Origin of the sequence: Pullulanibacillus camelliae (assembly GCF_014642655.1) — a bacterium.
In the GTDB taxonomy this organism is placed as follows: Bacteria; Bacillota; Bacilli; order Bacillales; family Sporolactobacillaceae; genus Pullulanibacillus; species Pullulanibacillus camelliae.
In genome coordinates this window covers 1-14,012 of sequence record NZ_BMIR01000011.1, presented here as the reverse complement: position 1 = coordinate 14,012, position 14,012 = coordinate 1, and the positions used below count along the sequence as shown (strand labels likewise).

The 14,012-nt window shown below is 42.2% G+C and carries 11 protein-coding genes; 4 read left to right on the top strand and 7 right to left on the bottom strand.

The window, feature by feature from the left end; all coding sequences use genetic code 11:
- The first annotated feature begins 158 nt into the window (after positions 1 to 158).
- Complete coding sequence (locus IEW82_RS11925) at positions 159 to 1,502, top strand: sodium-dependent transporter (protein WP_188694305.1); 1,344 nt, start codon at positions 159 to 161, stop codon at positions 1,500 to 1,502.
- Positions 1,503 to 1,793: 291 nt separating this feature from the next.
- On the opposite strand, the gene IEW82_RS11920 is transcribed toward IEW82_RS11925, so the two are convergent.
- From IEW82_RS11920 to IEW82_RS11910, 3 genes are all read right to left on the bottom strand, one after another.
- A complete protein-coding gene (locus IEW82_RS11920; RefSeq protein WP_188694302.1) occupies positions 1,794 to 3,167 on the bottom strand; it encodes an aspartate kinase in 1,374 nt (457 codons plus the stop codon).
- A 464-nt stretch (positions 3,168 to 3,631) separates the two neighbouring features.
- Entirely contained in the window at positions 3,632 to 5,275 is a 1,644-nt protein-coding gene (locus tag IEW82_RS11915; protein WP_188694299.1) for a hypothetical protein, read from the bottom strand.
- A gap of 3 nt (positions 5,276 to 5,278) precedes the next feature.
- Positions 5,279 to 6,064, bottom strand: coding sequence for an ABC transporter ATP-binding protein (locus IEW82_RS11910; protein ID WP_188694596.1), 786 nt, complete (start codon positions 6,062 to 6,064; stop codon positions 5,279 to 5,281).
- 273 nt (positions 6,065 to 6,337) lie between these two features.
- Between IEW82_RS11910 and rarD the strand changes: the two genes are divergently transcribed.
- The 3 genes from rarD to IEW82_RS11895 all read left to right on the top strand — a co-directional run bounded on the left by rarD (position 6,338) and on the right by IEW82_RS11895 (position 8,737).
- Complete coding sequence (gene rarD, locus IEW82_RS11905; protein WP_229672567.1) at positions 6,338 to 7,297, top strand: EamA family transporter RarD; 960 nt, start codon at positions 6,338 to 6,340, stop codon at positions 7,295 to 7,297.
- A 186-nt stretch (positions 7,298 to 7,483) separates the two neighbouring features.
- Entirely contained in the window at positions 7,484 to 8,065 is a 582-nt protein-coding gene (locus IEW82_RS11900) for a P-loop nucleotide/nucleoside kinase family protein (RefSeq protein WP_188694297.1), read from the top strand.
- A 465-nt stretch (positions 8,066 to 8,530) separates the two neighbouring features.
- The gene (locus IEW82_RS11895; protein ID WP_188694294.1) at positions 8,531 to 8,737 is read left to right on the top strand and encodes a hypothetical protein; all 207 of its coding nucleotides are present in this window, start codon (positions 8,531 to 8,533) and stop codon (positions 8,735 to 8,737) included.
- A gap of 422 nt (positions 8,738 to 9,159) precedes the next feature.
- Here the strand turns inward: IEW82_RS11895 and IEW82_RS11890 are convergent, their stop codons facing one another.
- The 4 genes from IEW82_RS11890 to IEW82_RS11875 form a co-directional block, all read right to left on the bottom strand.
- A complete protein-coding gene (locus IEW82_RS11890) occupies positions 9,160 to 10,125 on the bottom strand; it encodes an ABC transporter permease (protein WP_188694291.1) in 966 nt (321 codons plus the stop codon).
- Positions 10,122 to 11,180, bottom strand: coding sequence for an ABC transporter permease (locus IEW82_RS11885; protein ID WP_188694288.1), 1,059 nt, complete (start codon positions 11,178 to 11,180; stop codon positions 10,122 to 10,124). Before IEW82_RS11885 ends, IEW82_RS11890 begins: the two co-directional genes overlap by 4 nt.
- Positions 11,170 to 12,702, bottom strand: a complete 1,533-nt coding sequence (locus IEW82_RS11880; RefSeq protein ID WP_188694285.1) for an ABC transporter ATP-binding protein — start codon at positions 12,700 to 12,702, stop codon at positions 11,170 to 11,172. The genes IEW82_RS11885 and IEW82_RS11880 overlap by 11 nt, the downstream gene beginning before the upstream one ends.
- Positions 12,703 to 12,777: 75 nt before the next feature.
- Positions 12,778 to 13,857, bottom strand: a complete 1,080-nt coding sequence (locus tag IEW82_RS11875; protein WP_188694282.1) for a BMP family lipoprotein — start codon at positions 13,855 to 13,857, stop codon at positions 12,778 to 12,780.
- Between the last annotated feature and the right edge of the window lie 155 nt (positions 13,858 to 14,012).

Genomic DNA, 14,012 nt, shown 5'->3' with positions numbered 1-14,012 from the left:
GTTATATCGTATATCGATATATTAACAGCTGCAAAATTTTCTGTCAATAAGAAGGCGGATTGCATTCTTTAGCACATTATCATAGAGTAAAAGGTATTGTTATCTTTTTTACGGTTCTAAAAATGCCATTTTATATCATAAAAGAGAGGAAGTAGCCAATGGAACCAAAAGAACAATGGACATCAAAAATTGGATTTATCTTAGCTTCGGCTGGAGCGGCAATTGGACTAGGGGCCATCTGGAAATTTCCTTATGAAACAGGGATAAGCGGGGGCGGAGCCTTTTTCCTTCTTTTTATTATCTTTACTCTCCTTATTGGACTGCCCCTTTTGATTTCCGAATTCATTATTGGAAGAGGCTCGGGGGAGGAAGCCATTCGTGCCTATCAGAAGCTGGCGCCAAAGAGTTTATGGACAGGTATTGGGCGCCTCGGTGTCGTGGGCTGCTTTTTATTATTATCCTTTTATAGTGTAGTCGGCGGCTGGGTCACCATCTATTGCATCCTTTCTATCCCTGGGATGCTGATCAAACCCCAGCAAAATTACGGAGAAGTGTTCACACACATTACATCTAGTCCTGGGATCACCTTTATAGGGATGGCCATCTTCTTACTCATTAATTTAATCGTGGTCGCTTTTGGCATTCAAAAGGGGATCGAAAAAACGAATAAATTTCTTATGCCATTATTATTTCTCTTTTTTCTCGTCCTTGTGATTCGTTCACTGACACTGAACAATGCTATGGAGGGCTTGCGCTTCTTCTTACAGCCAGACTTCTCTAAGATCACTGGTCAGGGCGTGCTCTATGCACTTGGACAATCCTTTTTCTCCCTAGCCGTTGGCTTTTCATGTATGGTAACCTATAGCTCCTACCTAGGCAAAAAGGTAAATCTGCCTTCTTCTGCTGCAAGCGTGAGCCTCATGAACATTATCGTTTCTTTATTAGCTGGCTTCGCTATCTTCCCAGCCGTATTTGCCTTCGGTCTTGAACCAACACAGGGCCCAGGTCTGTTATTCATTGTCTTGCCAACCGTGTTTGCACAAATGCCATTTGGAGAGGTTTTCTTATGCTTGTTCTTGCTCTTGTTTCTTTTTGCCACTCTCACATCGTCATTTAGCCTATTAGAGGTCATTGTTTCAGCATTTACGCGATCAGGTAAGCGCTCAAGAGTCACAGTCACTATTTTGGCCAGTATCATCATGTTCGTCGCAGGGATTCCGGCAGCACTCTCACAGAGTACGCTCAAGCATATCCACATTTTTGGCAAAACAGCCTTTGATGCGACTGATTTTCTTGTCAGCAATATCCTATTGCCTGTCGGTTGCTTTTTGATCGCTATTTTTATCGCGCATAAGATGGATAAACAGCTGGTTAAACAACAATTCTTAGAAGGCGGCAGACTAGGTCAGGGCTGGTATACCTGCTGGCACTTCCTGATGAAATGGCTCGTGCCCATCACGATTATCCTAGTCTTCCTAAGCACCCTCGGTCTTTTTAAATGATAAAAATGTATAAAACTACTCCAAAATTTTATCCCTTTCTTATATATTCGAAAAAATAAGGAGCTGGGATAGAAGCGTTCAGCTCATAAAGAAGTCGACCGCATAGAATGTGAATGCGTTCGACTTTTTGAATGAGTTATGAAGCGCTCTGTTAAAACACTTCGCTTTCCGCGGGGAAGTCTCCGTCTTTTGACTACACTTCTGGTTTCCCTGACTCCTTTTAAAATCTTAGCGTTCGATATTAAGGTGATCTCTTTTAGCTTTGTCCCACCCTCTTACGTAAAGCGACCTTTAAGCCTTTTCATGGACAGAGGCGGAGGCGAAGAATTCATCGTACAACGCCTGAACTGCGCGGGCTTCCTCTGTTTCTTTTACCCCAAACATCATGCTGACCTCAGAAGAGCCCTGGTTGATCATTTCTATATTTACCCCAGCCTCAGCAAGGGCCCTAGCTGCTCTTGCTGTTGTCCCTACATTACGCCGCATCCCTTCTCCAACCACCATCAAGAGGGCAAGATTATATTCAATTGCTATTTCATCAACAGCTAACTCCTCTTTAATACGTGTTAAAATACCCGTTTCAATTAATGGCTCCAATTGATTTTGTCTTAATATAATGCTCATATCATCAATTCCTGAGGGAATGTGTTCATAGGTGATGCCGAAGTCCTCTAAAATATTGAGGACCTTTCTACCAAAGCCAACCTCTCTGTTCATCAGATACTTGCTCATATAAATGCTACAAAAACCCTCATCACTGGCTATACCAACGACAGGGCCATTGGTGAGTTCACGGTGACTGACGATTTTTGTTCCTGGCGCATTCGGATTATTGGTATTTTTTATATTGACGGGGATACCGGCACGAAAGGCAGGAATCAAAGCCTCATCATGAAAAACGGAAAACCCAGCATAAGAAAGCTCACGCATCTCTCTATAGGTCAATACTGTGATTTCCTTCGGATGTGAGACAATGTGGGGATTAACGGAAAAAACGGCATCCACATCAGTAAAATTCTCATATAATTCTGCTTTAACCGCATGAGAGAGGACCGAGCCTGTGATATCCGAACCACTTCTTGAAAAGGTATAGACCCTTCCTGCCTTACTGTAGCCGAAAAATCCAGGAAAAATTAGGACACCTTGCCGCTCCCTTAATTGATATAAATGGTCATAGGATTCTTCTAAAACCTGTGCATTGCCCGCTTCGCTCGTGACAAACAGCCCAGCCTCATGAGGGTTCACATATTGAGCAGGCACACCTTGAGCTTCAAAATAAGCTGCAATCAGCTTCGCATGGTTGTCCTCCCCACAGGCTTTAACGGCATCAATATATTGCAGCGGTTCACTTCTATCCCCTTCAAGTACAGCATTCAGATCCCTGCGAATACGCACTATAACCTTGTCAGATAAGCCTAGCTCATCAGCAATGCTGGCATAGCGCTGAAGGATGCTATCCACCTTATCCGTCGAATGCTCCCCTTTGAGCTGGGACTCTGCACACTGAATCAATAGATCTGTCACCTTCTCATCATCAGGTGCACGCTTTCCCGGAGCAGAAACAACAACAATCCTCCGCCTCGGATCAGCCATTACGATATGCAACACTTTTTGAATCTGCTCTCCTGAAGCCAAAGATGATCCACCAAACTTTACAACCTTCATTACCACAACTCCTGTATATTGAAAAATTCAGTAAAAATAAGATAAAAATAGATACGCCTTTGTAGGTACGTACGCTCCCAACACTCACAGAGCGTTTTATTTGGCCTATCTCCTCTTGTAGCTCACTCATAATAATTACTCATTATTACTCTTTCAGTGCAGAGAAGCAAGTCATTTCGTAAAAAAAGTCTAAACATTTCGTGAAAACTAAAGAAGACTTGCTGTAGCGCGCTTCATTATGTTCAAGCACGCCACCCATTCATAATCCTCAGATAGCAAAGGCAAAGCCTAAACTTTTATTTATTCATTCTGATGATAAAATACGGACGTCTGAAATTACGACATAAAGGAAAGAGCATGACTCCCCATAAAAGAAGAGGCATGCCCTTTTAAAAAGCAAGACTGCAAGTGTCCGACTAATGGTTTCTATGATTATGATTATCGGCTCAGACTCATGCAACCGGTCAGCCTTTGAAGGAACGAGCAGCTAGCAAAAAGCCTTTCCTCCAAACAATAACATTGACTGCTAATAAAACAAGTAAATACCCATATAGAACAAAAGAGAAAATCGTACAGAGCCAATGAAGCCCCACAAAACCTAAGATAATAAATATAAGAAAGAAAATTTTAATGCCATCGCTTTGCTGTATATTTTCAAACGGACGCGAAAATGGAATGACCTTTCCAGTCATTAGAAAGCAGATATAGACATATAACAAGGCATTCAAAAAAGTAATGATGAGGTCTGGAACAATCCGAAAGCCAAACAAGACAATAAACACGACAGCCAGTATGAGAAATAAGGGGACAAATAGCTTGTAAACAAAGGCCTTTATCGCCCCTTTATAAATGTCTCCATGCTCTTCAATCGGCAGCGCCTTGTAAATCCAAGCCCCCTTATAATTGCCAGAATACTTCAGCATCACCACCACACTAGGGATAATCACCAGTGAGAAATAAAAGGACAGATACCACTTAGAAGTCGAAAGATCAGCCAAAGACCCGTCATGCAAAGCATTAAAGATAAAAATAAACGGCAAGACAATGGAAAAACCCAGTGATGGATAAACCTTCAACTTAAATTCCCTTTCCTTTTTCATCATTAGACATGAAAATTGGAAAACGGCCTGTTCTATTTTTGAGCGACAAAGCACCTTATGACTTTCTAAAGAAAATCGTCGTTGACTTTTCTGTTTGCCCCCTCTGTTGACGAGCTTTTGCAAATTCCTTTCAAAGGTAGGCATCAACTTCATGTAAAACGCAAGCGCTAGAAGCGGCACAAGCAGTGTCATGAATGAAAAAAGGATCAGATAGCCATTCACCCTATCGTGAAGCACCAACTCAAAGGGTGCACTGAACCAAATAGGTGGAATAAAGACATCCCACCATTTCAAATGGAAGGTCACATTCAGACTAACAAGGTCAAAGGACCGCACAACAAACTGGTACCCTATCATGATTGCAATAATAAGACCAATCTGTACGTAATTGATCACATCTTTAAGCTTTTCCCCATCGAAATAACGAAGAATACAAAAGTAGAGCAGAGCTGTAAGGAAAATGATCAGAATATCACTCAACAAAACCTCTATGAGTGCAATAAGAAAAAATATAACCCCATGCCGCAATAAGCCGACGACTAACGGAATTCCAGTAGTTGCTCCTGTGAGAAGGGTCATATAAATTAAAATATGTAATGTCTTTGCCATATTGATTGTTCGCGTATCAACCGGCTTTGAAGCCAAAATATTGCGATCCCTGATATCCATCAACACAGAAGAAAAGTCCGAAACCATTGAAGTCATAATGATAAACATGATGATGGCGTAAGCAAGGCTCATTTGAAAAGTATAATTTCCCCCCATAATCATGAAGGGGACCAAAACCAAGCCAATCAATGCGTAAAACCAAAGCGAACTGAGAAAATGGTTTCTCTCCCTCTGTCCATGCTTTTTCCTTCCCGACCCACTCATAATCGTCGGGACTCGGCGCTGATCCATGAGTAGCTTTGTTTGTAATATCGCTCGCAGCGCAGGGTAATTCACATGGCGTTTTTCGAAAAAGCCTCGGCCGTGATCCATTAGCTTTAAAATTTTAAACGCCTTCATCCCCTACACCTCTTGGACGACCGCTACAAAATCCTGAGCAATATCGCGATGGCGGTCAAAGCCTGTCAGCTGATTAAAGATTTCCTCAAGGCTTCCTTGCTGCCCCTTTGCCTGCAGCGCTTCAAAACTGCCATCAGCAACGATCCTTCCTTCATTTAATAGAATGATTCGGTGACTGATTTTCTCAACGACATCCATAATATGCGAGGAGTAAAAAATCGTTTTACCTTGTGAAGCCAAAGCCGACAAAATCTCCTTAAAGATCATAACACTGTTAGCATCTAAACCACTGATCGGCTCATCAAAAAACAATAGGTCAGGATTATGCAACAGACTGGAAACAATCAGCACTTTTTGGCGCATCCCCTTTGAATAGGAGGAGATTCGCGAATGGAGCACATCCTCATCCAAGCCGAAGAGTTCCAAAAGCTTTTTAGCCTTGCTCGTGACTGGGTCTTCCTGCAGCCCATATAATTGGCCAACAAAACGCAAATATTCAAAGGCTGTAAGACTATCATACAGTTCTGCCGTTTCCGGCACATAGCCGATCCTGCGCTTGTATGCCACATCGCCACTAGCTATGTCCTGATTAAAGATGGTAATCCTGCCGGTGTAGTCTTCAGTAAGCCCTAGCATTACTTTGACTGTTGTACTTTTCCCCGCCCCATTTGGACCAATATAGCCAATAATTTCTCCACTAGACACCTTTAAGTTGACCCCATTGAGAACGTACATCCCATCATAGCTCTTATAAAGATCCTCAACTACAAGCACGGGGGCATTTTTCATATCGATAACCGCCACCTCCACTTTCCTTTTACTGCCATTCTAACATAAACAGAATGTTTCAAAATACCATTCTATATAAAATTTTATAATAGTAAACTTATCTATTCCCCACTGCCTCTGTAAACCTTAAAACAGAAAGTTTATTACAAAAATCGGTAATTAAACTCATAAGTTTGAGCCTACTACTTGAAACCAGACAGTGAAGTCACTAAAATTGATGTATTCGAGAAGAGGATCACTTTGCACTATATATCAATGAAATGAGGCGATAGAGTGAAGACTTCAGAGCAAAATGATCAAGTCATCGGGGGACTGGCGGCCGTCGGTGCCTATGTTCTTTGGGGAATCATGCCAATTTATTGGAAGCTTATTCATGGTGCATCATCTGAAGAGGTGTTGGCCCACCGAATTATTTGGTCATTTGTTTTTATGATTCTTGTCATCCTGTTTACAAAAAGCACCAAAAAACTACGTGAGGATTTTCGCGCCATTTTCACTGATTTTAAAAGATTGCTTATTATTGCCAGCGCTTCAGTTGTCATTACCGTTAACTGGTACACCTTTATTTGGGCTGTAGATAACGATCACGTCATCCAAGCCAGTCTTGGTTATTACATCAATCCTTTAATCAGTGTGTTACTCGGCGTCTTTTTCCTAAAAGAGAAATTATCCATGTGGCAAATCATTTCAGTTCTTCTCGCACTTATTGGCGTCTTAATCATGACCTTTCAAGCCGGCGTTTTCCCTTGGATTTCACTCACCTTAGCCGTAAGCTTTGGACTATACGGCCTACTTAAGAAAACCGTTCACTTAGCGGCCATGACCGGACTGACCATTGAAACATTAATCATCACACCCGTTGCACTCATTTATATTCTCTTCTTTGATAGCAATGCCAGCAGCTCATTCAGCACAGCTAAACCTGGGTTAGCACTTTTACTGATGGGGGCAGGTGTGATTACAGCCATTCCCTTGCTTTTATTTGCGGCAGGAGCCAATCGGATTTCTTTGGCTATGATCGGTTTCTTCCAATACATCGCGCCAACACTCATGCTTATCCTTGGAACGCTTTTGTATCATGAACCCTTTGACTCAGAGCATCTGCTGTCCTTTATCTTAATTTGGGTCTCCCTCGTTCTGTTCACCCTTTCTCGCACGAGATGGTTAAAACAGATTGAGGATAAAATCTTTCATAAAAAGAACGCAGAAAACCTGCCCATTAGTAAATCCTAAGCTATACGTCTGCCAAGTGCGAAGGATGCCCCTATTCCGCTCCCTTAAGGAAGCGGAATAGGCTTTTTATGGAGCGTTGCGCGTATTTTCTTTTTGGACTGTGAATGCTATCATATGAATAGATTTTTAGTAAAGACAAGTGCGGGTATAAAGGCTATATAAAATTATAGAAATGAGGCAATAACTTTGAAATTAGTATTTTTTGTTGGTACTGCGGGGACTGGTAAATCCTATCTTTCACAACGCTTATCCGAAACCTTTTCATGGGCTTACCTCGATATGGACACCATTGGTACCCCTTTTGTTAATAAAATGTTAGAAATGAATGGACAGGATCCTGATGACAGGGATTCTGCTTTCTATAAACAGCATCTGAGAAATCTACCCTATCAAGCGCTAATGGACGTAGCAATGGAAAATATTAAAGCGCATCAAGATGTCGCCCTAATTGGACCATTTACAAGAGAGCTTGCTACCCCTACTTGGATCGAAGAAATTTTAAAAGCGAACGGCTTTACACTTTCAGATGTGGATGTCAAAGTCATTATCGTTGAGGTGCAAAACGCTGACGTTGAAAAAGACCGCATTCGCGAGCGCGGTTATGATCGCGACCAATGGAAGTTAAAGCACTGGGACACTTATAAAAGTGAAAAGAAGACATATAACGTTACATGGAACATTCCTAATGCATCCATTCTCCGCTTTGATAACTCAGGTGAACTCACCAATCAGAAATTACAGCAATTAATCAACTTCATCAATAGATAATTTTTTCACGCTTAAAACATCACTCAAGAGCTTCCCATGCGGAATCCTTAAGTGGTGTTTTTTATCTCCTGCATCATTAATCGAAAATAAATGGGAATTTTATGTCAAAACGGAGAAAGAATATTTAAAAAATGGTGTCCTTTAGTATAATAAGAAACAATCAAAAATCATAAGAAAGGGTTTTTTATAGCTATGGGGAAGTAGCGCTCAGTAATTTCTCGGTATTTATTCTTGCCTTGATTTCAATCTTATAACATCATATACTTGTTCGTTAAAAGAACGATTGAAAAAAAACGATGAGGCGTTTAATCTAAAGGCAAAGGAGCGGAACAGAAGAGCTTTTCTGAGGAATTTTATCTTTACATTTTTATATTTAGCACTGCCTGTTTCATCTACCTTGTATTTAGCGATAAAGTAAGTGCTCTTATTTACTTCATTGTATTTTTCATAATGAGATTATTAACAATGGAGAGAACACACAAATCAAAATCTAGCAAAACAAAGATGGTTTACATCGTTTGCTTACTCTTATTGCTCTATTTAACGACCATCTGGACTGTCAGCATTCGTATTAAAGTTGGTGCCTGGTCGATTTTATTGATCATTTATTGCCTTGAAAAGATTGAAAAGAAGTATTTTATCTCAAATCACGCGAGCGATCACAATTCATAGCCTTATGGTGGGAACACGATAAGATTTTTAAAGGAGACTAGGAAAACGGAAGCGCAGTCAAAATACGGGGACTCCTGCGGGAAACGAAGTCGTTTGGCGGAGTGCTTCATGATTCACTCAAAAAGTCGAACGCATCCCTTCCAAATTATGAATGCGTTCGACTTCCCTATGAGCTGAATACTTCCATCCCAGCTCTTTACTTGTTGTCAACAGTGCTAATCCTCTTAAGGAAAACCGGGTGAAAAGCATGCCCGGTCCTTGGCTTGGTACAGAGCATCATGATATATGAAAGAGGCTTCAGTGCCTGATCACCACGTGGATGGGAGCGGAAATCCGCACCGTCCTCATGATCAGAAATTTTATACTTTCTTTCTTTTCAAAAACTAAACCCTTTAGACTTCACTCGCCAAGAGCTTTAAGTTTTATCGTTGGCCTTTAATATATGGCACACCACTGGCCTTTGGTGCATCGGCACGCCCTACAAAACCTGCCAGAGCAAGAATGGTAAGGACATACGGAGCAATCAGAAGATAGACATCTGGGATGCTCTTCAGGAATGGGATCGATTCGCCGATAATGCTTAAAGATTGGGCGAAGCCAAAGAATAAAGCCGCTCCCATTGCCCCTAATGGGTTCCATTTACCAAAGATCATCGCGGCAAGAGCAAGGTACCCTTCCCCCGAGATCGTCGTCGCTCCAAAGTTTGTCGCAATTGTGACAACATAGACAGCACCACCTAAGCCGCCCAAAGCACCACTTAATGCTACCCCGAGATAACGCATGCGTGAGACGTTGATTCCCAGCGTATCCGCTGCAGCTGGATGCTCCCCTACAGAGCGCAAACGCAAACCAAAGGAGGTTTTAAATAGCACATACCAGACCACAAAGGCAAGAATGATGGCGATATAAGACGTATAGGCAATATTCGAAAAGAATAACGGGCCAATAATCGGTATATCGTGCAGCAATGGCACATCAATTTTATTTATGCGGTGATCGATATAAGGCGTTTGCCCACTTCCAGCAAAGAGCTTTTTCACGAGGAACACGGTGATCCCCAAGGCTAAGAAGTTGATAGCCACACCGCTGACCACCTGATCCGCTCGGAAGGTAATGCTCGCCACTGCATGAAGTAATGAAAAAGCAGCGCCGATAATGGCAGCAACGAGGAGGGCCAGCCATGGAGAGGCAGCTCCCAAACCTATATGCTCAAACAAGATGGTGAAGACCGCACCGATAAAGGCACCAATGATCATGAGACCTTCCAACCCAATGTTAACAACACCTGAGCGTTCGCTGAATACACCTCCAAGAGCTGTGAGAATCAGCGGAGTCGCAGAAAGAATGGCACTCGGAATGACAATTTCAAGAATTTCCATTATAGTCATTTGGCGCCTCCTCCTTTCTTTTTCAGTCTGTCGCGTGTCCAACGAATAATATAATTAGAAGCCACGAAGAAAATGATTAAAGCAATAATGACTTGGACAAGGTCATTTGGAATCCCTAAAGATTGCATGCCGATTTCACCTGTTTCAAGAGCGGCAAATAAAATAGAGCCTAAAATAACACCGAATGAGGAGTTAAGACCAAGCAAAGCAACAGCAATACCATCAAAACCAATGCCCGTGAAGTCTTGGTTAATGGTCATATAATGATATGTCCCTAATCCAAGCATCGCACCAGCTACTCCGGCAAAAGCACCGGAAATAAAGAAAGACAATACCATATTGCGATTCACATTCATTCCTGCATAGAGGGAAGCGTCAGGGTTAAAGCCGACTGCCCGCAGCTCGTAGCCTTTCGACGTCCGCCATAAAATGAACCACATCACGACCGCCCCTATGAGCGCAACAATAATTCCCCAGTGCATCCGTGAACCTGCTGTCAAGTTATAAAGAAACTGCGAAGAAAGAGACGCAGAATCAGGAATATTTGGCGTTCGTTCTCCTTCAGCATAAAAGTATTTGCGAATAATGGCATTCGTTGTGTGTAAAGCAATATAGTTCATCATGATCGTCGTAATCACTTCATGTACTTTAAAGCGTGCCTTGAGTAATCCCGGTATGAAGCCCCAGATTCCACCGCCGATGATCGCCGCGATGATACACGCTGGAATCATGATGACTTTTGGCAGCCCTGCTGGGAGCAGTAAAGCTGTCGCAACCGATGCTAGCCAGCCCACTAATAGTTGCCCCTCAACACCGATATTAAATAGTCCTGCACGAAAAGCGAAGGCAACTGAAAGTCCTGACAAGATCAGTGGGATGATGGTTACGACCGTTTCTCCAGAATAATAGGGGGTCAGAAAAACCATCTGAAAGATATCTCCATACGCTTGAAGCGGATTGTAGCCACTAATCAGCATGATAATGGCGCCGGCAATCAGCCCTAATAAGACAGAAATCACAGGAACCATTGCACCAGAAAGTCGCTTAGTGTTCATTTTCATGTGCTCCTTTCAAGTGATGACCAGCCATTAATAACCCCAATTCATCCTCGGTTACTTTGCTTGGTTCAACAATGTCAATAATTTTCCCTTCATAGATCACAGCGATACGATCACTTAAATTTAAGATCTCATCGAGTTCAAGTGAGATTAAAAGTACTGCTTTTCCATTTTTTCGTTGTTCCAATAAGCGTCGATGAATGAATTCTATCGCCCCTACATCCAGTCCCCTTGTGGGTTGAGCTGCAATTAATAAATCTGGATCACGATCAATTTCCCTGGCAATGATCGCCTTTTGTTGATTGCCTCCCGAAAGCGCGCGTGCAGGTGTATCTACACTGGGAGTCCGCACATCAAATTCTTTAATCAATTTTTCCGCTTGTTTGCGGATTTTATCAAAATGGAGAATCCCTGCTTTGGAATAAGGGCGTTGGTAATATGTCTCAAGCACCATGTTATGGCCAATCGAAAAATCCAAAACAAGTCCGTGCTTGTGACGATCTTCCGGAATATGAGCAATGCCCGCTTCGGTAATTTTTCTTGGACGGTGCTGGGTAATCTCTTTGCCATTTAATAAAATTTGGCCGCTTGCTGCCTTGCGCAAGCCTGTGATGGCTTCAATGAGCTCTGATTGACCATTGCCATCCACACCCGCTACACCTAAAATTTCTCCACTTTTTACAGTGAGACTCAGTGAATTGACTGCCGCAACCTTTCGGGAGTCAAGAACGGTTAAATCTTTTATTTCTAATACGTTTGCTCCAGGATGATAGGGTTCTTGATTGACTTGGAATTTGATATCTCGTCCAACCATCATGCTTGCCAGCTGACTGGGCTCAGCATCCGCCACATCAACGGTACCTATCCCCTTTCCTCGACGAATAACCGTACATTTATCGGCAACCTCTTTAATCTCCTTTAACTTATGCGTGATTAAAATGATGGATTTGCCCTCGCTTACAAGCAGCTTCATGATCTTCATCAATTCGCGAATTTCATGTGGTGTCAAGACCGCCGTAGGCTCGTCAAAGATAAGAATTTCCGCGCCTCGATAAAGCGTCTTGAGAATTTCCACACGCTGCTGCATGCCAACAGAAATGTCCCGAACTTTGGCATGCGGATCAACATTCAAACCATATTGATTGGAAAGCTTCCGTACTTGCTCCTCAGCGACTTTGATATCAATTTTCCCTGCTTTTGTCGGCTCACTACCTAAAATGATATTCTCCGTGACCGTAAACGTATCGATGAGCATAAAGTGTTGGTGAACCATGCCAATTCCAAGATCTCCTGCAATATTTGGACTTGTAATCTTCACCTTTTGTCCCTTTACATAAATCTCACCCTGCTCCGGCTGATAAAGACCAAATAACACATTCATTAGCGTTGACTTGCCCGCCCCATTCTCTCCAAGTAAGGCGTGAATTTCCCCAGGTTGGACCTGTAATGTAATATCATCATTGGCAACAATTCCTGGAAACTCTTTGCGAATGTTTCTCATTTCTATTACATAAGTCACGTTTTTCACTCCAAACGTTTATGAAACAACGGACAAAGGCCATAAAAAGATACCTTTGTCCGCATGATTGTTCAATTATTTTAAAGAAGCAAGGAAGTCTTTATATTCAGCATCTGTTTGAGGTGGTTTAATATCTCCATTGATGATTTTCTTTTTGTAATCATCCACTTTTTTCATGACATTATCAGGAATGTGATCGTGGTGCTCTGATAGCCCCACACCATTATCCTTTAAGCCATATTGAAGATTTTCTCCACCATGGTAATTACCGTTCATCGCATCTTTTGAAAGCTGTTCAACAGCATTGTCCACGCGTTTTACCATCGACGTAAGGGTGACATCCTCGGGCATTCCCGCATCGTATTGATCGCGGTCAACACCGATGACCCATACGTTATCTCCTTTTTTCTTACGGTTTTGCGCTTCATTGAAGACACCATTCCCCGTTGCTCCGGCTGCATGATAAATGATATCTGCGCCTTGACCATATTGGCTGTTGGCAATCGCTTGTCCTTTATCAGCTGCCGAAAAGCTTCCAGCATATTGAACAAGGACATCTGCTTTTGGATTAACAGATTTCACACCTGCTTTGAAGCCATTTTCGAATTTCTTAATCAGTGCCGATTTTTCGCCACCGACAAAGCCAATTTTATTCGTCTTTGTCATCATTCCAGCAACTACACCAACGAGGAATGAACCTTGCTCTTCCTTAAAGGTAATGCTTGTCACGTTCTTTGCATTCACGACATCATCAACGATGGCAAAATGCGTGTTGGGATTAGCAGCTGCTACTTTCTTCACTGCATCTTCCATCAAATAGCCAATACCAAAGATCAGGTTATAGCCACCATTGTTATGTACGAGTGTATTTAAGTTTGGTTCATAGTCTGAAGCTTGATTAGATTGCAAATATTTATAGTCTGTATTTAATTTTAGTCCATTGTCTTTTCCGAACTTTTGCAGGCCTTCCCAAGCAGATTGGTTGAAGGATTTGTCATTAACACCGCCAGTATCGGTAACCATGGCAACCTTGAAGCCTTTCTTCTTGTCCCCGCCACTGCTTTTGCTTCCGTCATCGCCATTAGACGAGCCACAGGCCGAAAGCACAGTACCAAGAACGAGTACCGCAATGAATAGAAATAAATATTTTTTCACTGACCAATAAACCCCCTAAATCTTTTTAATAATCCTACCTTTATAATATTAACCTGAATCCGTGACAAAACATCTTTACAATGGTCGCAAACCGTTGATACGATAAGGGAAAACGACGTTGACGATTCTTCATCAAGTAGGTGATGTGATGAAAG